The organism is Taibaiella koreensis (assembly GCF_003545715.1).
In the GTDB taxonomy this organism is placed as follows: domain Bacteria; phylum Bacteroidota; class Bacteroidia; order Chitinophagales; family Chitinophagaceae; genus Taibaiella; species Taibaiella koreensis.
This window is the reverse complement of sequence record NZ_QVNU01000001.1, coordinates 814,699-835,394: the sequence shown is the minus strand read 5'-3', so window position 1 is coordinate 835,394 and position 20,696 is coordinate 814,699. Positions and strand designations below refer to the sequence as shown.

Annotated in this window: 17 protein-coding genes; 8 read left to right on the top strand and 9 right to left on the bottom strand. The window is 49.7% G+C overall.

Features of this window, described 5'->3' with window-relative positions; genetic code table 11:
* Positions 1-102: 102 nt before the first annotated feature.
* Positions 103-1,056, top strand: coding sequence for an NAD-dependent epimerase/dehydratase family protein (locus tag DZK30_RS03740; protein WP_118972725.1), 954 nt, complete (start codon positions 103-105; stop codon positions 1,054-1,056).
* Positions 1,057-1,133: 77 nt separating this feature from the next.
* Here the strand turns inward: DZK30_RS03740 and DZK30_RS03735 are convergent, their stop codons facing one another.
* Together DZK30_RS03735 and DZK30_RS03730 are read right to left on the bottom strand one after the other, a co-directional pair.
* Positions 1,134-2,147, bottom strand: coding sequence for a T9SS type A sorting domain-containing protein (locus tag DZK30_RS03735; protein WP_118972724.1), 1,014 nt, complete (start codon positions 2,145-2,147; stop codon positions 1,134-1,136).
* An 80-nt stretch (positions 2,148-2,227) separates the two neighbouring features.
* A complete protein-coding gene (locus DZK30_RS03730; protein WP_118973391.1) occupies positions 2,228-2,698 on the bottom strand; it encodes a redoxin domain-containing protein in 471 nt (156 codons plus the stop codon).
* Positions 2,699-3,037: 339 nt separating this feature from the next.
* Here DZK30_RS03730 and DZK30_RS03725 point away from each other — a divergent pair, with 339 nt between their 5' ends.
* Entirely contained in the window at positions 3,038-5,884 is a 2,847-nt protein-coding gene (locus tag DZK30_RS03725; RefSeq protein WP_118973390.1) for a M16 family metallopeptidase, read from the top strand.
* 71 nt (positions 5,885-5,955) lie between these two features.
* On the opposite strand, the gene DZK30_RS03720 is transcribed toward DZK30_RS03725, so the two are convergent.
* The gene (locus DZK30_RS03720) at positions 5,956-7,212 is read right to left on the bottom strand and encodes a DUF445 domain-containing protein (protein WP_118972723.1); all 1,257 of its coding nucleotides are present in this window, start codon (positions 7,210-7,212) and stop codon (positions 5,956-5,958) included.
* Between the two features lie 54 nt (positions 7,213-7,266).
* The gene (locus DZK30_RS03715; RefSeq protein ID WP_118972722.1) at positions 7,267-9,396 is read right to left on the bottom strand and encodes a heavy metal translocating P-type ATPase; all 2,130 of its coding nucleotides are present in this window, start codon (positions 9,394-9,396) and stop codon (positions 7,267-7,269) included.
* A 175-nt stretch (positions 9,397-9,571) separates the two neighbouring features.
* On the opposite strand from DZK30_RS03715, the gene DZK30_RS03710 reads away from it, so the two are divergent.
* On the top strand, positions 9,572-10,648 hold the full coding sequence (locus DZK30_RS03710) for an endonuclease/exonuclease/phosphatase family protein (RefSeq protein WP_118972721.1): 1,077 nt from the start codon (positions 9,572-9,574) through the stop codon (positions 10,646-10,648).
* Here DZK30_RS03710 and DZK30_RS03705 read toward each other — a convergent pair.
* Positions 10,623-11,720: a glycosyltransferase gene (locus DZK30_RS03705; protein ID WP_162902818.1), complete on the bottom strand. Its 1,098-nt coding sequence runs from the start codon at positions 11,718-11,720 to the stop codon at positions 10,623-10,625. The genes DZK30_RS03710 and DZK30_RS03705 overlap by 26 nt on opposite strands.
* Positions 11,721-11,975: 255 nt before the next feature.
* On the opposite strand from DZK30_RS03705, the gene DZK30_RS03700 reads away from it, so the two are divergent.
* The 4 genes from DZK30_RS03700 (at position 11,976) to DZK30_RS03685 (ending at position 16,388) form a co-directional block, all read left to right on the top strand.
* The gene (locus DZK30_RS03700; protein ID WP_118972719.1) at positions 11,976-12,215 is read left to right on the top strand and encodes a hypothetical protein; all 240 of its coding nucleotides are present in this window, start codon (positions 11,976-11,978) and stop codon (positions 12,213-12,215) included.
* 108 nt (positions 12,216-12,323) lie between these two features.
* Complete coding sequence (locus tag DZK30_RS03695; RefSeq protein ID WP_162902817.1) at positions 12,324-14,744, top strand: TonB-dependent receptor; 2,421 nt, start codon at positions 12,324-12,326, stop codon at positions 14,742-14,744.
* Between the two features lie 504 nt (positions 14,745-15,248).
* Positions 15,249-15,698, top strand: a complete 450-nt coding sequence (locus DZK30_RS03690; RefSeq protein WP_205529352.1) for an Hsp20/alpha crystallin family protein — start codon at positions 15,249-15,251, stop codon at positions 15,696-15,698.
* Between the two features lie 132 nt (positions 15,699-15,830).
* Positions 15,831-16,388, top strand: a complete 558-nt coding sequence (locus DZK30_RS03685; protein WP_118972716.1) for a DUF1579 domain-containing protein — start codon at positions 15,831-15,833, stop codon at positions 16,386-16,388.
* A 228-nt stretch (positions 16,389-16,616) separates the two neighbouring features.
* Here DZK30_RS03685 and DZK30_RS03680 read toward each other — a convergent pair whose 3' ends face one another.
* Positions 16,617-16,772: a lmo0937 family membrane protein gene (locus DZK30_RS03680; protein ID WP_118972715.1), complete on the bottom strand. Its 156-nt coding sequence runs from the start codon at positions 16,770-16,772 to the stop codon at positions 16,617-16,619.
* Positions 16,773-16,858: 86 nt separating this feature from the next.
* Positions 16,859-18,085, bottom strand: coding sequence for a BT_3928 family protein (locus DZK30_RS03675; RefSeq protein ID WP_118972714.1), 1,227 nt, complete (start codon positions 18,083-18,085; stop codon positions 16,859-16,861).
* A gap of 100 nt (positions 18,086-18,185) precedes the next feature.
* Between DZK30_RS03675 and DZK30_RS03670 the strand changes: the two genes are divergently transcribed.
* Positions 18,186-18,635 (top strand): GNAT family N-acetyltransferase, encoded by a 450-nt coding sequence (locus DZK30_RS03670; protein WP_118972713.1) that lies wholly within the window; start codon positions 18,186-18,188, stop codon positions 18,633-18,635.
* A 185-nt stretch (positions 18,636-18,820) separates the two neighbouring features.
* On the opposite strand, the gene DZK30_RS03665 is transcribed toward DZK30_RS03670, so the two are convergent.
* Together DZK30_RS03665 and DZK30_RS03660 are read right to left on the bottom strand one after the other, a co-directional pair.
* Entirely contained in the window at positions 18,821-20,062 is a 1,242-nt protein-coding gene (locus tag DZK30_RS03665; protein ID WP_118972712.1) for a DUF1015 domain-containing protein, read from the bottom strand.
* Positions 20,063-20,133: 71 nt separating this feature from the next.
* Positions 20,134-20,520: a DUF4783 domain-containing protein gene (locus DZK30_RS03660; protein ID WP_118972711.1), complete on the bottom strand. Its 387-nt coding sequence runs from the start codon at positions 20,518-20,520 to the stop codon at positions 20,134-20,136.
* Positions 20,521-20,696 lie beyond the last annotated feature (176 nt).

Below are 20,696 nucleotides of genomic sequence, written 5' to 3'. Positions count from 1 at the left end.
TATGGGCTACCTTTTGTCCCCGTTTCTGCCCGGCGTGTAAAACGCCGGCTTTTTCATCAATCAAACCAAAGTTTTACAACCCAATAGAGAACGGCAACGCTTATGGATAAAATCTTGATTATTGGCGCCGGCGGGCAGATCGGCGTAGAGCTTACCCTGGCGCTGCGCCAGGTCTATGGCCGCAACAATGTGATAGCAACAGATATCAGGGAAGAGCATCCTTTGCTGAAAGAGGACAACGGCCCCTTCAGGCACCTGGATGTGATGGACTTTAAAGAAGTGGCCAAAATGGTCGCGCAGGAAAATATTACGCAGGTCTACCTGCTGGCCGCCATCCTGTCGGCTACCGGCGAATCGAAGCCGGTCTGGGCCTGGGATATCAATATGCAAAGCTTGCTGAATGTACTGGAGATCTGCCGGGAAAACAAAGTCAAGAAATTCTACTGGCCCAGCTCCATTGCCGCTTTCGGTCCCAATACGCCTAAGCAGGATACGCCGCAGCACACGATTATCGAACCTGTGACGGTTTATGGCATCAGCAAGTACGCCGGCGAACTCTGGTGCCGCTATTACTTCCAGCGCTACGGTCTCGACATCCGCAGCCTGCGCTATCCCGGCCTTATCAGCTGGAAATCGGCGCCGGGCGGAGGCACCACCGATTATGCGATCGACATTTATATCGAGGCCCTGAAGAAAAAACAGTTTACCTGCTTTCTTTCCGAAGATACCTACCTTCCTATGATGTATATGAATGATGCTATCAGGGGAACGATAGAGCTGATGGAAGCGCCGGCGGAGCAGATCAAAAACCGCATGGCGTATAACCTGTCGGCCATGAGTTTCTCGCCCAAAGAGATTGCGGCTGCTATCCGTAAACATATTCCCGATTTCACGATCGACTATGCGCCCGATTATCGGCAGCAGATCGCTGCAAGCTGGCCGCAAAGCATCGACGATAGCGAAGCCCGCGCCGATTGGGGCTGGCAGCACGAATTCGATATGGATAAAATAACCATCGATATGCTGGCCAATCTTAAGAAAAAACTGGCGCTATAATTTTTTTTAGATTCTTTATAAAGCAAAGGAGCTGCCTCAACAGAGAGCAGCTCCTTTTGTATGGATGAAATCTACTGTTATTGCACAGCAAACTGTCCTTTTACCGATTGATTGGTGCGGGTATTGTTCAGGCTATAAAAATAGCTGCCTTTTGCCCAGCCATTTAGCGACCATTCGTTTACGAGTTGGCTCAGCCGTTGGCGTTTCACCACCCTGCCGGCGACATCGCTTACAGTAAGCGTATAGTCTTCGGCACGCTCGGCGGTATTGAGATTGAAATAGATCGAGCGGGAGGCCGGATTGGGATATACCAGCACCACATCGCCTTTAAATACAGGTTGACGGATAGAAACCAGATCGGAGGTTGTCATGCTCACGTCGTCGACCAGCATGGTATTACCTATCGTACGTGGCGTCTCTTCATTTTCTATAGCAGAGCTGGAAAAGGCGACGATCAGCGTATCTGTAGCAGTAACATCGGGATCTTGGTATACTACATTTACCGTAGCCTCTACATAAGCGCCCGAAGGGTTGATCACGATGGCGCCCATACCGATAGCGATCATCGTATCCTGGTTATTGGCGGTCTTTGCCTTTTTCATGGCAATGGCGATCATGGAAGCCTGATCCTGATTGCTTGCAGCAGTCTTTACCCAAGCTTTCACATTGACTACTTTCTTACCCAGCACTGGTGTACCGCCGGTATATTTCACATAGCTCAAAAAATTGGACAGATCCGGATCGGTGCCGATAGCGCCCAGGTCCAGGTTGATCTTGGCGTTGAGCAATAAGCCAGGCACATTGCCCACGGTATCGCCCAGGAACTTGGTCGTTACCTGCGCGGCAAACGAACCGGAATGCGCGTCGGTGCTTTTGGCCAGCTGCTTTTCGGGCGTGATGCCGACAAAAAATAAAAGCGGCCCCAGGTCATTGATCGTGGCATCGGAGCCGGTCCATCCATCGGGATGCTCCAGCTGCAGGGTACCACTGGGCGCAGACCAGGTTTCGAAACCGGCGTTGTCAAAGGTTTGCGCCTGACCGGTAAAGAAAGCGGCGGATAAGCCAGCCGCCAGGATTAAATACTTCTTCATTGCTATTGTTTTAATTGGTTAAGGGGTATTATAAGATAAAAATAAACGGAAGCCGGGGAAAACACAGCCGGCTCCGTAATTTAATTCAGCTGATTCAAGGTACGTTGCACCGCTTCGAAGTCGGGTATCTTTCCGGCATCTTCCAGCACCTCGGCATATTGCACCACACCTTCTTTATCGATTACAAAGGCAGAACGCTTGGATACGCCTTTCATGCCCAGTACGAAATCTTCGTAAAGCGAGCCATAAGCCGCAGAAACATCCTTATTGAAATCGCTGAGCAAAGGGAAATTGAATCCCTGCTCTTTCTTAAACTTGTCCAGGGTAAACAGCGAGTCGACTGATATCGCCAGCACCTGGGCATCGAGACCGTTGTAGACGGCAATATTGTCTCTGAGCGAGCAAAGCTCGGCGGTGCATACACCTGTAAATGCTAATGGGAAGAACAGAACCACTACGTTCTTTCCTTTGAAATCGCTTAGTTTCACTTCCTGCTTATCGCTATCGCGCAGGTTAAAATCGGGGGCTTGCTGCCCTTGTTGTAATGCCATATGATTTGTTTTTGTATTAAAATCCAAAATTAAGGTTTTGCCCAGAACAAAGCGATTCCCCGGGCAACGATTTGTACTGGTCAGCCGGGCATATCCGTACATTGTCTGCTACCAAAAGTTACGAAAGCCCGCTCACCTATCATCGTGCTTTCCTCTTCCGCGCATAGATAAATGCACAGGCGGGGCCAAAGGTTGCCTGTCTTGAAAAAAAGCTACTGCCGCACCGGCTATCCCTTGCTTCCGAAGCCGATATTTTTTCGGAACTTCACGCCCGCGGCCGCGCAGGGATACTTATTATCGCTGCCGGATCGTCCATACACACCATCAAATCCAGAACAAATGAAGAAAACTATCCTTTCGATTGCTGCAGCAGCCTCGCTGTTTAGCCCCGGCCTTCTCCACGCGCAGGCTAAGCTGGTGGAGAAAGTAACGCAAAAAGGCAAGGAGCCTGTGATCCCATATGAGCGCTATGTATTACCCAACGGGCTTACGCTCCTGATCCATGAGGATCATAGCGATCCGCTGGTGCATGTGGATGTTACTTATCATGTGGGTTCGGCACGGGAAGAGATCGGTAAATCGGGCTTCGCACACTTTTTCGAGCATATGATGTTCCAGGGTTCGGATAATGTGGCCGACGAGCAGCACTTCAAAGTGATCACCGAAGCCGGCGGCACGCTCAACGGCACTACCAACCGCGACCGGACCAATTACTTTGAGACGGTTCCGGCCAATCAGCTGGAAAAAATGCTTTGGCTGGAAGCCGACCGCATGGGCTTTTTACTGGATGCGGTAACGCAGCAAAAATTTGAAGTGCAACGTGCCACGGTAAAAAACGAGCGCGGCCAGCGGTACGACAACCAGCCCTATGGCCTGGTAAACGAGGTGACCGCCCGTAACCTGTATCCCTATGGCCATCCTTATTCCTGGCTTACGATCGGCTATATCGAAGATCTTAACCGGGTTAATGCGCAGGATCTCAAAAATTTCTTCCTGCGCTGGTATGGCCCCAATAATGCCGTGCTTACTGTAGGTGGCGATGTGCAGCCCAAACAGGTGATCGCCTGGGTGGAAAAATATTTCGGGCCTATACCCAAGGGGCCTGATGTGAAGCCCGTGGCCTTGCCCATACCCGTGCTGGATAAGGATCGCTACGTATCTATGACGGACAACTATGCCAAGCTGCCCATGCTCCGCATGACCTACCCGGTACCGCCGGCTTTCCATAAGGATCAGCCTGCGCTGGAATGCCTGGCCGATATCCTGGGCGATGGCAAAAGCTCACTTTTTTACAAGAACCTGATCAAGACCAGCAAAGCGGTAAATGCTACCGTCTATAACAATGATCATGGGCTGGAGTTGGCGGGCGAGTTCATCGTCAGTGTGACGCCTTACCCCGGCCAGAGGCTGGCCGACATCGAAAAGCTGGTGCGGGAAACTTTTGCAGAATTTGAAAAGAGGGGCGCTACAGATCAGGACATTGCCAAGTTCAGGAACAGCTCCGAAGCCCGTATGATCTATAGCCTGGAAAGTGTGCCTGGCAAGGTATCCCAGCTCGCTGCGTTTTATACTTTTACCGGCAACCCCAACTATATAGGCAAAGAGCTGAAAGAATATACTTCTGTTACCAAGGAGGATGTGATGCGGGTATACAACCAATACATCAAGGGCAGGCACGCCGTAATCGTCAGTGTGCTGACCAAGGGCAATGAGACCAATAAAGCAGGCGAAGACAATTACACCGTCTCACAAGCCGGATACAAGGCCCCCAATTATGGCTACGATAAGCTGAAGTACAACAAAGCCAAAGATAATTTCGATCGTAAGCAAATGCCCGCAGCCGGCAATGCCGTTGTGATCAAAGCGCCGGCGTTCTGGCAAAGCACTATTGACAATTCGATAAAGGTGATCGGTACGCAAACCGACGAGATACCCGCTGTGAACCTGATCCTCCATTTCAAAGGCGGCAAAATGACCGACCCTGCCGATAAGAACGGCACGGCCAATCTCTTTGCGACGATGATGAATGAGGACACTAAGAATTATACGGCGGAGGCTTTTAGCCAGGCGCTGGAGCAACTGGGTAGCAGTATAACCATCTCGGCAAGCGATGATGAGATCGTTGTACAGGTACGCAGTCTTTCCAAAAACCTGGATAAGACCATGCAATTGCTGGAAGAGCGGTTACTGCATCCGCAATTCACTGCGGAAGATTTCGGTCGTAACCAAAAAAGGTTGACGGAAAGTGTGAAAAGCATGCTCAACCAGCCTGTTTACGTGGCCTCAACTGTCTTTAACCGCCTGTTGAACGGACCCGACAATCCTCTGGGCAGACCACTGACCGGAACCGAAGCGACTATAGCCAACATCACCCTTGAAGATATCAAAAACTATTACGACAACCGCTTTACCAAGATCGGGGCAGAAGTAGTAGTGGTCGGCGATGTGGCTCAGAACGCTATCCTCGCTAAGCTCGACTTTCTGAAACAGCTTTCCAATGTGGAGGTCATGCCTTCGATGCTGCCCTCGCCGCCTCCTGTAGGAAAAACAAAAGTATACTACGTACATATTCCCGGCGCAGCGCAAACGGAATTCAGGGTGGGCATCGCCAATGATATGCGCTATGATGCTACCGGCCCTTTTTACCGGTCTACAATAATGAACTACCCGCTCGGTGGCACTTTCAACAGCCGGCTCAACCTGTACCTGCGTGAGGACAAAGGCTGGACCTACGGTGCGCGATCCAATTTCACCAGCGACAAATATGAGGGCAACTATACCTTTAGTGCCGGCATCAAGGCTGCCGCTACCGATAGCGCGCTCAACGATGTGCTGCGCATCCTTTCGGATTACAGAACAGGAGGCGCTACCGCCGAAGAGCTGTCCTTTACCCAAAACAGCATTACGCTAAGCGAGGCTCGTAAGTATGAAACCGGCATACAGAAGGCCGGCTTCCTCGGCAACATCCTCACTTATGGTCTACCGGCTAACTATACCGAGCAGCAAAACGCCATCCTGAAAGGCCTTACAGTAGCCGAAATGAAGACGTTGGCAGCACAACACCTGCCCGACAGGGAACGACTGGTCGTGTTGCTGGTAGGCGACAAGAGCTTGTTTGCCGATCAGCTTAAGGCAAAAGGATTCGAACTGGTAGCACTCGACAGAGAGGGCAAACCTGTCGAGTAGACCGGCCTCCGGCAATAATCATAAGGCGCTGCCCGTGCAAAACGGAGCAGCGCCTTATTTTACCGGCAAGCTTAGCTCAGCAAATGGGTAATGGCATAGATCAGCAGGCCAACGAGCCCGCCCACGAGGGTTCCGTTAATACGAATGAACTGAAGGTCCTTACCCACCTCCATTTCCAGCTTCTGGCTCAACTCACGTCCCTGCCAGTTGCCTACCGTATTGCTGATAAGCAGACCCACATTTTCGGTATTGCGCAAGATGTATTTATAGGCGGTAAGCCGCACCCAGTTGTCGATGCGCGCCCTGAGCGCTTCATCCTGCTTCAGGTTTTCGGCCAGTTCGCCGGCCGTGCGGCTGAAATATTGCAGCATAGCCGAGTCCGTATCCGACAATTCACTCATCAGGGTTTGCTTAAGCGACTGCCATATGTCGGTTGCATAACGTTGAATGTTATCGCCCGATACCAGGTTATTTTTAAGCTGCTCCAGCTCCTGACCCCATTTTTCCCCGCTACGCAGGTCCGTCACAAACTGCTGCAGTTGTTGCCCTATTTCTTTCCGTATCTTGTGCTCTTTATCCGTTTCTATCTCTTCGAAGTAGCGCGACAGTCCTGAGGATATTTTGGAGGCCAGCTTATTCTCGATAAATTTTGGCACGAAGAAATAGCTTTCCTCTTTTACTTTATCCTGGATCATGTCTTCGTTCTCTCCTATAAACTGCCTGATCCGTGCAGCTAATGTAGTGATCAGCTGTTCATGCTCTTCGCGCTCCAGGAAATATTGCAAGGCGCCTGCTACCACTTCGTTCAGCTTAACACTGCTTATGAGCTCAGTACCCTTTCGGGCAATAAAGGCGGCCACGGTCGCATCGTCCATCTTCTGCAGGATATCCCGCAGCACCCGGGCCGTTTCACTCACCAACAATGTCTTGTTCTTCTCCCCCGATAGCCAGTCGGCAGCATAGGCCGATACGGTGAGCTGTTGTATATAAGGTCTTATATTTTGAGGTGTCAGGAAATTCTGTACGACGAAATTGCCGAGATTATCACCAATGCTTTTCTTGCTTTTTTCAATCAGGTTGGTATGTGGGATCGGTAGCCCCATGGGATGATGAAACAAAGCAGTTACGGCAAACCAATCGGCCAGTGCTCCCACCATAGCCGCTTCGGAAAAGGCTTTGATATACCCGATCCAATGTGAAGGGTCTGAACGGGAAAGCCAGGTCATGAGGGCGTATACAACTACCATCAGCAGAAATAAGCCTGTAGCCAGTCTTTTGTGATAGCGCAGTTGTCTCATCTTATCAGCGCTTCTTTGCTGTGCATTCATAGCTTAAAGATAATACGCTAAAGACAATATAGCCTGGTTTTTGTTGCCCTGCGCTCAATCGATCTTTCTATAGTTGAGCCGTAATGAATTCAGTACAAGGATCACATCACTAAAAGCCATCACTATGGCTGCCCATATGGGCGAGAGATACCCTGCTGCGGCAAGTGGTATGGCCAATATATTGTAGCAGAAAGCCCAAAAGAGGTTTTGTTTAATGGTCTGGTAGGTATAGCGCCCCAGACGTATAGCCGCAGGCAGGCTGCTTAGCCGGTTATTGGACAGGATCACGCTGGCCGACTGCATCGCTACCTTGGTGGCGTCGCTTAGCGAGATACCGACTGTGGCATTTGCCAGCGCTGGTGCATCGTTGATTCCGTCGCCGACCATAGCCAGCGGACCTGAAGCACGCAGGTCGTCGAGTCGTGCCATTTTCTGTGCAGGGCTTTGCCCGGCAAATATGCGGTCGATGCCTAGCGATCGGCCCAGCGCTATGGCTTTTTCTTCCCGGTCACCGCTCAGCAGCACTGTTGTGAAACCGTCGGCATGCAGCTGCCGTATCGTAGCGGCAGCATCGGCTCTTAACTCGTCGCTAAGGCTGAGTCCGCCAACCCAGGCGCCATTGCGCAAGAGATGAACATCATATTCTTTTGCTTTCCCCGGCAGCATCTTCAGCAACTGATGGGAGCCAAGTTGCCACAGGTTGCCATCCTTATCCATGCCCTGTATACCTTCGCCTTTGTGTTCCTGGACCTCCTGCAGGTCCATGAACGGTACGTTCTTCCATTCCTCAAGAATAGAACGGGCAATAGGATGTGCCGAATAATGCTCCAGGCTGACGATCACCGAACGGAATAAGGATTCATCAATGCCTTCGGCTTTAAAAGTATTGATCCGCAAGGCGCCGGTAGTCAGGGTGCCGGTCTTATCAAATACGATCTGCTTAATGTCTTTGAAACGCTCAAGCGTATCGCCGCCCTTCACCAGTATACCTTTCCGCGCAGCCCTGCCCAGTCCCACAGCGATAGCTGCCGGAGTAGCCAGGCCCATGGCGCAGGGACAGGCAATTACCAGTACGGCGATGCTACGCATCATACTTTGCGCCAGCGGCAGGTTTGCCGCAAAGAAATTAACCAGGAAGGCGAGCACGGCGATACCCAATACCAGAGGAACAAATACAGCGCTAATCTTATCGGCCAGCTTCTGCATGGGCGGCTTGGCCGCCTGGGCCTGTTGCACCAGGCGTATAATTCCGGCCAGGGCAGTAGTCTCTCCCACTGCAGTAGTTTTAACACGCATATTGCCAGACAGCAATATCGCGCCGCCAATAACTGTCATGCCCGGTTCTTTCTGCACCGGGAGGCTCTCTCCACTCAGCATGCTTTCATTTACCGTAGCGATGCCACTAAGTACGATCCCATCGGAAGGAATGCTATCGCCATCGTTTACGAGCACCACATCTCCCAGTTTGAGCAATTTGCTTTCAACGGTCATGATGGTTTCTTTACCAATACTGTCGGTCATAACCACTCTTGCTGCCGAAGGCTGCAAGGCCGCCAGCGATTGAATAGACGAAGTGGTGGTCTGTACTGTGCGTTCTTCCAGCCAGTTGCCCACCAGCACAAAAGTGATGATAGTCGCTGTGGTCTCAAAGAACAAATACTGATGCGCTTCACCGGAATAGAACAACATGCCGGCCAGCGAATAGAAGAAGGCTGCGGAAGCACCCATAATGATGAGCACATCCATATTGGGAATACCATTGCGCAAGGCGCGGATAGCGCTACGCCCAAAATGTGCCACGCCTATGGCATATACGGGCAGGCACAGGATCAACTGCAGCCACGGACGGTTGAGGATGCTATTGTGTCCTGCAAACATGTGCAAGAGCAACGGGGCAGTAAACAAAGCGCAGAAGAGCAACATACGACCCAATCCCTTGTGCTGGTGCGTGTGGCCGTGTTCATGCGCATCGGCGCCGGGTTGTATTACCTGATAGCCCAGCTGGCCTATGCCCTTGTAGATGCGTGCTACATCAACATCCTGTCCTGCTGTAAATTGCAACTCGCCCGAAGCGGGATTGGCATGTATATGGCCTACGCCCTGCTTTTCGAGGTAGCGGGATATGGTTAACGCGCAGTTGCCGCAGGTCATGCCCCCTATCTTACAATGAAATGTCTGCTCCATAACTGATAACTATTCTTCTGTAAGGCAAAGGTAAACCGGGACACTATGCAACACTATTGCAAACCCCATTTCAGCCGGCCGCATATTAAGGAATCATTATTTCCCCGCTATTCTTCAGAATCCCATATCTTTTTATTTGTTTTGCACTTGAATTTGTACAAAACATTATATTTTGATGCGTTTACCCTCTTTGAAATGGGTGCTGCCGGCATTTTTAGCTCTTACTGCCCTACCCGCTTTCGCCCAGAAAAAAAACTACCAGATTAGCGCAGTCGCTTTTTATAACCTCGAGAACCTCTTCGATACAGAGAACGATCCTAAAAAAAATGATGAGGAATTTACGCCTACCGGCGCTTATCATTATACCGAGGAGATCTACCACAGGAAGCTGCACAATCTCGCTACGGTGCTATCGCAGCTTGCTACCGAAAAGAATCCCGACGGCCCGGCTATCATTGGCGTGGCCGAAGTAGAAAATGACAAAGTACTGCGCGACCTGGTGGCGCAGCCCGAGCTGAAAAGCCGCAACCTACGGATCGTCCATTTCGAATCGCCCGATACCAGGGGCATCGACGTGGGGCTGCTCTACAACCCAAAATACTTTAAGGTGCTGAGCGCAAAAGCGCTCCCGGTGGACATCAGGGAAAACGGCAAGCCGGAATATACCCGCGATGTGCTGTATGTAACCGGCAAGCTGGGCGACGACACCTTCCACGTATTTGTGAATCACTGGCCTTCGCGCCGTGGCGGCGAAGCAGCTACGGTATGGAAACGTGCCAAGGCCGCACAGGTCAGTAAGGATGTGATCACAGAAATTGCCCGCACCGATCCCAATGCGAAGTTCATTATTATGGGCGACCTTAACGACGATCCTACCGATCCCAGCGTAGCTAAGACCCTGGGCGCCGTGGGCGACAAGGATAAAGTGAAGCCAGGCGGCCTCTTTAACCCATGGGTTGATTATTATCAAAAGGGTATTGGCACCCTGGGCTATAACGACAGCTGGAACCTGTTTGACCAGATCATTATTTCCTATGGCTTCGTCAAACCCCAGGCGAGCAAGTGGCGCTTTTACCAGGCTGAGATCTTTAACCGTAAATTTTTAAAGACGCAGTTTGGTCAATACAAAGGATACCCGCATCGTTCCTTCTCCGACAACAACTGGATCGACGGCTATAGCGACCACTTCCCCACGATCGTTTACCTGGTAAAGGAAGCACCGGAGGCTAAAGCGGAGACTGCTGCGCAATAAGGTCCAGGAAAGGCTGCAGCACCCCGATAAAATATTGTTCTGTTCCCAGAGGCCTTACCGGCATAACACTTGCCGCTAAGGCCTTTGGTATATCCTGTCCCAGCTGAAGCGCCTGCTGCGATACCGTAGTAAAATAATTTTTCTGCTGCAGGTACCGCGCCAGGTACTCTTGTTCGGTTTGTCCCGGTGTAGGGATCAGCAATGCTTTTTTATTGAGGACGGCCAGGTCCATTATTGTCGAATAGCCACTGCGGCAGATCACCAGCGCAGCAGCCCTTATGTGCGGCAGCAGTGCATCTGCAGCAAGATGGGTCTCGTAGCGTATATGCGCCGGCAGATCGCGGGGGCACTTGCCCTGCGGGTTGCCTGCTACAACCATAAATGAGTATTGCGGCAGCGCAGCAGCCTGCTGGAACACCAGGCGTTCCAGCTGTCCCCGCATAGGCTCCGGTCCCGAAAGCAGCACCAGTATGGTATTGCCGGTAATGGTCTGTTGCCCGGCATCCATAAATTGAGACAAAGACCCTATATAAACGGCTTGCCGTGGCAGCACAGCCGGGTGCGCCAGTTTGCCCGACAGGCCATGGTCCGCTTCAGCATCAACCACCCAGCAGGCATCGAAGCGTTCCAACATGCGATAGTGCAGCCGACGCAACCAGGCGTCAGCCCCGGCACCCTGGCCGCTTTGTATCTGCAGCTGATGCGTGAGGATGACACAGGGAAGCTGCGCGTGGTATAAGCCGTAACGATTGTCGGAAAGCACCAAATCGAAATGCTGCTGCTGCTGTACCGCTGCCAGCCAGCGATGCTCTCTCCTGATTGCCGACAGTATACGGGGTACCTGAGCCAGTATGTTGAACGTAAACCAGGTTTTGCTGCGGCTGTACTTTATCCTGTAGCCTTCCAGTGGCAACTGCGGCAGGCCGGGAAAATTATCTTTTAGTAAAGTAGCAGCCGGCCCCTCTGTCGCTACGGTCACCCGGTGTCCGCGATCCAACAGATAACGGATAAGGGGTATGCAACGGGTGGTATGTCCCAGCCCCCAATCCAGTGGTGCTATTAATATTTTCAATGATGCGGTCAATTCAATTTTTGATTAACTTTACAAAAGTAAGGGGATCAAATATACCCGTATTCTTATGAAGCGTATTTCGAAGGCAGGATTTTTTTTAGTGATCGCACTGGCATTAGGATTATTACTGGAAAGCTGCGCAAGTTCCCGTGGTTGCGGCTGTAATGATCTCAGCAGGATTAAAGCTCCCAAAAGCCATAAAAGAAATGTTTATTAGGCAAAGCATCTTGCTTTGCCGGCCTTAACGGCATGGTTATGTTCGGACGTAGTGAGAAAATATGGAAGCAATACCCGCAGAATATAACTGCGGTCAACAATAAGGAAGCACTCTATTTGCTTCACTACTTGTCCTATGTCCGCATTACCAAGTGCCATCTCGGACTCACGGAGATCATAGATCTTCAACGGTACCGGATCATCCGCAAAAAGCAGCAGGTACATCGCTTGCTGGCGGAAAAAGATAAGCTTTTCCTGTTCCCTGTGAATAAGAACTAAGCGCTTTCGCCCGACCGGCCTTATAGGAAGCCTTTACGCCGGCTCGTATGACCAGATTTCCACAATAAAATTCGTTTTTTTTCGTTTTCTTTGGCATCAGATATGCCTTTGAAAAAATCTCTACTTCTACTGTTCTGTTGTATCGGTTGGGTCGTTGCCAGCCGGGCGCAAAAAGCAACGCTTTCCGGCAGGATCACCGACGAAGACAACGTCCCTCTGTTTAAAATACCGGTTGAAGAGACCGGCACCGATAATGTCGCTTTTACCGATAGCAGCGGCATATACCATATCGATATTCCTACCGGAAAAAAAATAAGCTTCCGCATTACCTACCTGGGTTTCGAGCCGGAAGCTTTCTCCGTAAAGGCGACTTCCGGCGATGGGCTCACCAGGGACATCGTCATGAAACGCTATTACAACAATATGCTGGGCGAGGTGGAAGTAAAGGACAACCAGGCGCGGCATGAAGCGGGGAACGTAGTGGTAAACCTGGAGAATGTGGACCTGAACCCGGGCCCGGTGGGCGGCGTGGAAGGCTTGCTGAAGACGCTGGTGGGTTCCAATAATGAGCTCACTTCGCAATACACTGTACGTGGCGGTAATTTTGACGAGAACCTGGTATATGTAAACGACTTCGAGATCTATCGCCCTTTCCTGGTCCGTAGCGGCCAACAGGAAGGTTTGAGTTTTGTCAACTCCGACCTTACGGCAGGCGTCAACTTCTCGGTAGGCGGGTTTCAAGCCAAATACGGCGATAAGATGTCGTCGGTGCTGGATGTTACCTACAAGCGTCCCAAAAAATTTGCAGGCTCTGTAATGCTGAGCCTGCTGGGCATACAGGCACATGTGGAAGGTGCTACCCGCAATAAGAAGCTGACCTATCTATTGGGCGTGAGGCAGAAATCCAACCAGTACCTGTTGCAATCACAGCCGACCAAAGGGCAATACAATCCGTCTTTTACCGATATTCAGGGACTGATCAACTATCGCTTTAACGATCGCTGGGAACTGGAGCTGATTGGCAACTATGCCCGGAACCGCTTTAACTTCCAGCCGGAAGAAAGCGTCGCTGCATTTGGCTTTGTGAACGAAGCCTACAAGCTGCGTACCGTCTTCCAGGGTAATGAGCGCGACCAGTTTGATTCCCGCTTTGCCGGCCTCTCCCTTTCTTTCCGCCCGACGAAGAAGACTAAGATCAAGCTGCTGGCCTCGAGGTTCCAGACCAACGAATATGAAACCTACGACATTTATGGTGAGTATGCTTTCTATGCGCTCGAAGCCGACCTGGGCAAGCCTGATTTCGGACAGGAAAAATACAGCCTGGGCACAGGCGTGATCCACGACTACGCCCGTAACTACCTTACCGCCAATGTGGGCACCATAGCCCTACGCGGCACACACGACCTGGGCAAGCACTATGTGCTGTGGGGTCTCGACGCTACTTACGTCAATATAGACGATAAACTATTGGAATGGCAACGCCGCGATTCGGCCGGCTTTACCCAGCCCTACGATACCAGCGCTATACGCATGGCCAAGACCTACAAGGCCAACAACCAGCTCGATTATACACGGTTCTCTGCCTTCATCCAGGACAATATCCTGCTCAATGATATCATGACGCTGACCATAGGTGTAAGGGCCAACTATACGGCGCTTAACAAAGAGTTGATCATTAGCCCCAGGGCCCAGTATTCTTTAAAGCCGAAATGGAACAGGGATGTGGTCTTCCGGCTGTCCACCGGCTTGTATGCCCAGCCACCCTTTTACCGGGAGATGCGCGATATGCAGGGCAATCTGAATACGGAACTGAAAGCCCAAAAATCTTATCATGCCGCCGCCGGATTGGATTATAATTTCAAGATGTGGGGCGACCGGCCTTTCAAGGTTACGGCAGAGGTTTATTACAAGCAACTATGGGACCTGGTGCCTTACGAATACGATAATGTGCGGATACGCTATTATGCCAACAACAATGGTAAGGGCTATGCTTATGGCGGCGAAGTACGTCTGTTCGGCGACCTGGTGAAAGACGCGGAATCGTGGGTAAGCGTGGGTTATCTTAAAACGGATAATGCTATTCTTGATCCTGCTACCGGCGCTTATTCGCAATACTTTGCGCGACCTACCGACCAGCGTGTCAATTTCGGTATGTTCTTTTCCGATTACCTGCCCCGTAACAAAAACTTTAAAATGTTCCTTAACCTGATGTATGCCACCGGCCTGCCTTTCAGCCCGCCCGACAAAGGACTTGATCCGGCCTACCAGCTTCGTATTCCCGATTATAAGCGTGTGGACATAGGCTTTTCTGCATTGCTGATCGATGGGGCGAAAAAGAACCGCCCGGCTTTCAGCTTTTTCAGTGCTTTCAAATCGGTATGGCTCAGCGCGGAGGTCTTCAACCTGCTGGGCATACAGAATACACTTTCGTATCAATGGATACAGGATTATACCAGCAATCGCCTGTATGCGGTTCCCAACAGGCTTACCGCACGTTTGATCAATGTAAAGCTCGCTGCCAAGTTTTAAACGCATTAGCAACATATGCAGAGAGAAGGCCAAAAGCCTTCTCTCTTTTTTATGCGCGGTATAAAGCCTTCAATCAGGTTTTAATCACCAGGACTTGCTTGCTGGATGCTTCAACTACAGGACATACAAGGGATACAATAGCTATCTATAACCTTGCTTTATTTCTTCTGGCAGGATAAGTATGGGTACAAAAAAAAACCGCCCCGGCGAAGAAGTCCGGAGCGGCAGAGCTTTACTTACTAACCCATCGTAAGTAAGGCAAATTTCAAAAAAAAGAACGGGAAAATGAAATGTTTTTTTTTAAATATGAGGCTATTCTGCTTAAAATTCATGACCCATGCCTATTATTCACTTCAAAAATATAGAGAAAATGACATTTTGACCTTAAAACATCCAACAAGATGACAAAAAGACGCAATTATTGTCGTGGTACAGGATTTGTTCTACAGCTTCCAAACAGAAGTAACCTTAAAAAATTTTAATTCAAACTTAAATCTAATGAAAATGGTAAGAACAAATCATTTCCTGCCCCGTACTTTCAATGGCCTTGTTGAAGATATTTTTAACGGCAATGCCGCCCGTTTCTTCCGCGACGATGCCGCACATGACGAATGGATACGCAATGCCTATCATGTGCCCGTGAATGTAAAAGAAAACGAAGCAGGCTATACCCTTGAAGTAATTGCCCCGGGTATTGCCAAAGAAGAGCTCAAACTCCAGGTCAACGATAAAGTGCTGACCCTTTCTTTTGACCACAAAGAAAACGAGCAAAAAGAAGAAGGTAAATGGCTGCGCAAGGAGTTTAAGCAACGCTCCTTCAAACGTAGCTTCACACTTGGCGACCAGGTAGACACAGAAAAGATCACTGCTGCTTATAACAACGGCATCTTGTTGCTGACCCTGCCCAAGAAAGAGGCCTCGATCGCAACCAACAAAGTGATCGATATCCTTTAATTATCCTTCAACCGGCTTTCATCCCGCAAAGGAGCTGTTCGCAAGAGCAGCTCCTTTGCTATATATGAAATTCTTATTAAAGCAAACACAACATAGAAATTAATGGAATATATTTGCACAAAACTTCATTTTATGAAAAAGCTCTTACTACTTTCAGCAACACTTATTAGCCTCTCTGCTGTAGCGCAGACAGCGGAAGAAAAGGCCTGGATGGCCTTTATGACACCGGGCGAACAGCACCAGATGATGGCTAAAGACAATGGCAAATGGAACGAGGAGATCACATTTTATATGACACCCGGCGCACCGCCTACTTCGGCCAAAGCCTCCTGCACCAATGAAATGATCCTCGGCGGCCGCTACCAGCGCAGTGTACATACCGGCGATATGATGGGTATGCCTTTCGAAGGCATCAGCACTACCGGCTACGACAATGGACGCAAGGTTTTCTTCAGCACCTGGATCGATAATATGGGTACCGGCGTTATGTATATGGAGGGCAAATACGATGCCACGAAGAAAATGCTGGAACTCAAGGGTACGACTACTGATCCCGCTACAGGAAAAGCAATGCCTGTAAGGCAAACGATGCGCTGGATCGACGACAATACCCAGGAAATGGAAATGTACAATACAGCAAAAGGCAAAGAATACAAATCGATGGTGATCAAATTCAGCCGTGCTTCTTAAGACCACAGCAACGCTACAGCCATTATAAAAAATGCCCGGACCCATTCCGGGCATTTTTTATCGGCATGCCGACAGGCTTATATCCGAAGGTCATGCTTTCGTTGCCGGAACGAGCGCCGATCGACATGTAATACTCCGTTCAGGCTACCGGCTTTACCATTAAAGCAGCAGGAGCTGCGCCTGCGGGGCAGCTCCTGCTTTCTTTATCAGAGCGGCAGCAACACACACTTATACCCGTTCACCCCTGATGAGCCGTAGCAACACGGCTATGATGGCGATTACCAGCAGGATGTGGATCAATCCGCCGCCTACGTGGAAAACGAAAAAGCCAAATACCCATCCTATTACCAGGATGACAGCAATGAGATACAATAGACCAGACATAGTATGCAAGTTTTGATTTATGCATGATTAACATCCTGGTAATGTTTTAGTTTTCGGCCGAGTCATAAAGAAATGTCAATAGGCCGCTAGCGCTTGATGAGGAGCTTTTCGCCTTTCAGTTCAAAGTCGCCGGGGTAGTCATTATAGCTCCATTTACCTTGTACTGTACCGGCTTTGATCAGCATCAATCCCGGATTGCTGCGCATAGCCGTTTTGCATACTGTAGCGTCGATGGCGAAATAATAAATATTGAGCTTGTTATCCCGTATAAACTTTTCCGTTTCTTCTTTGGAGTTGGCGGAGAGCAGGTAGAAACCCACATTGTTCTTCTCACATTTGGCAAAAAGGCGACGCAGCTTGTCGAGGTTACGTGTAGAAGCCTTACGCACGTCTTTCACAAAGAAAATAAAATTATAACCCGGCTCTTTCAGCAGTGTCTCTGTGTAATCGTTGCCGTCATAATCGCTTACATTAAATTCTTTAATCTCCGGTGTGTTATTACCCTTTTTGATAAGCGTCTCTTTCGGCTCTCCTTCTGTCTTCCAGTTCAGGGTGTCCTGCCAGATGTTGGAATTGGTATATTCTTCCAGGCTCATCTCCTTGGTCTCGCCTGTCTTCAGATTCTTCATTGTGTAGCGATACTCAATAACATCGGGCGTAGCACCGGGAGGCGGCTGCATCTTTTGCAGGATATTGTTACCCACCTTAAAGGGCAGGCAATCTACATAAGGCAGATGCTCAAGGGCATACCATTGAACATAGAGCGAGCCAAACAACGCCAGGATCATAAGCGAAGTATTGATGGGCCTGCGGTATAATGCCGGCACATGCTTCCTTGCTATAAAAAGAATCACGACCAGGATCAGCAGCACGATATCCTTTGTGAAGCTTTGCATGGCGGTAAGCGGGATACAATCGCCGAAGCAACCACATTTAAGTTCACGATGATTCACATGCTCGTACCATATTGCATAGCCGGTAAGAAAAGTAAAGAAGATCATGAGCAGCAACAGCAGGAACGAAAACTGCCGGAAGGCATAGCCCAATAGCAGCCCTACACCTGCGACGATCTCAAACACAATGATCATCACTGAGAAGGTAAGCGCATAGGGAGCAAAGAACATCATATGCCACAGCTCAAAGAATTCCTCCATCTTGTAAGCGAGGCCGGAAGGATCATTGGCCTTGATCAGCCCTGAGAAGATGAATAACAGTCCGACAAGAACGCGGATCACCTGCAGCAGATAAAACCCTGCGCTACGCTGCGGTCGGGGGGCTGCATCTGAAGGTCCTGTTGGGTTGAGTTGGGTCATGAGGTCGCCGTTTAGTGAGGGGTAAAAATAAGGAATGCCCTGTAAAACAAAGTCAAGAAGTTGTTACCATGCGCATACTATATACGGTTATATTTGCAACATGAATTGGCATTGCAAATTTTTTGACACGCTTAGTACCGCCGAACTCTATTCCCTGCTTCAGCTGCGGAGCCGGATTTTTGTGGTAGAACAAAATTGCCCTTACCAGGACCTCGACGACAAAGACCAGGCAGCGCTTCATCTGTGGTGCAACGACGAGCAGGGGCTGGCGGTAGCCTATTGCCGCATCTTACCTGCCGGCGCATCTTATCCTGAAGTTTCCATAGGCCGTGTGGCCAATGATACAGCTATACGGGGCAAAGGCATCGGCAGACAGTTGATGCAGGAGGCTCTGGACAGTATCAGAAAGCATTGGGGCGCCGTACCTGTGCGTATCAGCGCACAGGAATACCTGCAACGTTTTTACGAATCCATGGGGTTTGAGCCTGTAGGCGCAGCGTACCTGGAAGATAATATTCCCCATATTGAAATGCTGCTGCGGGCAAAATGATCCTGTGCATAGAGACGTTGCATGGTTGTGTTGTAGAGACGTCGCATGCAGGTGTTGTGTTGTAGAGACGTTGCATGCTGTTGTATGTAGAGACGTTGCATGCAACGTCTCTACATACAAAACAAATAAAAAACGGTGACCGGAATAAGTTCCGGTCACCGTTCGTCAATTGTTTTTCAAAAAAATCAGATCATATAGACTACGAGACCATCGCGGGTCTTCGGCTCAAACCAGGTGCTCTTCGGTGGCATCACGTTACCGCTGTCGGCTACTTCAAACAGTTGACGGATGCTTACCGGGTAGCAGGCGAAGGCAGCTGCCATCTCTCCGCTATCCACGCGTTTTTCCAGTTCGGCCAGGCCGCGGATGCCCCCTACAAATTCCACGCGCTTATCAGTACGGGGATCATTAATGTTGAGCAGCTTGCTCAGCACATTCTGCTGCAGGATGCTCACATCGAGTACACCGATGGGGTCGGTATTGAAGCTGCCCTCGCGTGCCGTAAGCAGGTACCAGGTCCCATTTATATACAGGCCAAATTCATGCGGCTGCTGTGGCTTATAAGGAGCCTTCCCTTTTTCCGAAACCGTAAAATCTTTTCCCAGCGCAGCCAGAAAAGTACCGGCGTTCATCCCATTCAGATCCTTCACCACACGGTTATAGTCCAATATCTCCAGCTGATCGGCGGGAAAAATACAGGTAATAAAGTAATTGAAAGATTCGTCACCGGAAATGCGAAGGCCCTGCTCGCGGAATTCCTCAGCAACCCTGGCCGCCGAAGCTGCGCGGTGGTGGCCATCGGCAATATAGGTCGCAGGTACATCGTCGGCAAACAGGTCGGTAATTATGCTGACCTTGCTATAGTCGCTAATGACCCATAAAGTATGGCGAATGCCATCTTCGGCCGTAAAATCATATTCGGGCGCGTGCTCCTGCTTCCAATCTGCAACAAAGCGGTCCATAGCCGCTACATTGTTATAGGCAAGGAATACCACACCGGTTTGCGCATGCGTTGCTTTGATATGGTTGATGCGATCCAGCTCTTTTTCGGGCCGGGTATATTCATGCTTCTTAATGATGCCGTTGTTATAGTCGTCGATAGAGGAGCCACATACCAGGCCTGTCTGGGACCGTCCGTTCATCACCAATTGATAGAGATAATAGCAAGGCTCTTTATCCTGCACCAGGATGCCTTTCTCAATCATATCATTGAGGTTTTCGGCTGCCCGTTCATACACTTCGGGGCTGTGCACGTCAACCGTGCGGCTGAGATCGATCTCGGAGCGGGTGACATGGTAGAAATGATAGGGATTGTCTTTGAACTGGCGGGCTTCTTCTACACTGCAGACATCGTAGGGTAAGGTAGCTACCTGTGAAGCCAGGGATGGTGGCGGCCGCAAGCCTTTAAATGGGATTATTTTTGCCATGCAAAACGGATTGACTTTTGTTTTAGAGGGGCAAAAATAGCAAAAAATAGCGGAGGCCCGGAAGGGGCGAATTACTGCTCAAACTTTATCTGCTGCAGCCAGTAGTTCTTATCTCTTTGCTTGAAAAAAATATAGACCCTGTAAGGGCCGTTTGCCGTTTTTAGTTCGCCAATAACGAACACAGAGTTGTCGCTCGAAGCGACACCCTTATGTCTGACGAAAAAGGAGCGAGCCTGATTTTTGGAAAAGAAGCTTTTCACGACCATCTCGGCCTGCGACTTGCTATAGGTGGATTGGTCATTGTTAATGGTGATATCTACGATCTTGTCGAAATATTTCACCACATTAGACACTTCGCCCTTATTCAATGAATTGGATACGTCATCGACCTGAGGCTGTGCAAAAACACTACCAAATACAAATATTGCAGCAATAAATATAGCCAAATATTTTCTCATGTCTTGCCTGGATACTTACATACGTGGTTGGTCTGGTTATGGGGTTTATAAAAATTTATGATCAATAATTATGCCACAAATCAATTTTTTAGCACTTTTTTTTGCAAATAGGAGAATTGGTGGATAATGGTGGTGCCGAAAGCGGCAAAAATCATAAAAAAACCGATCGGAACCAA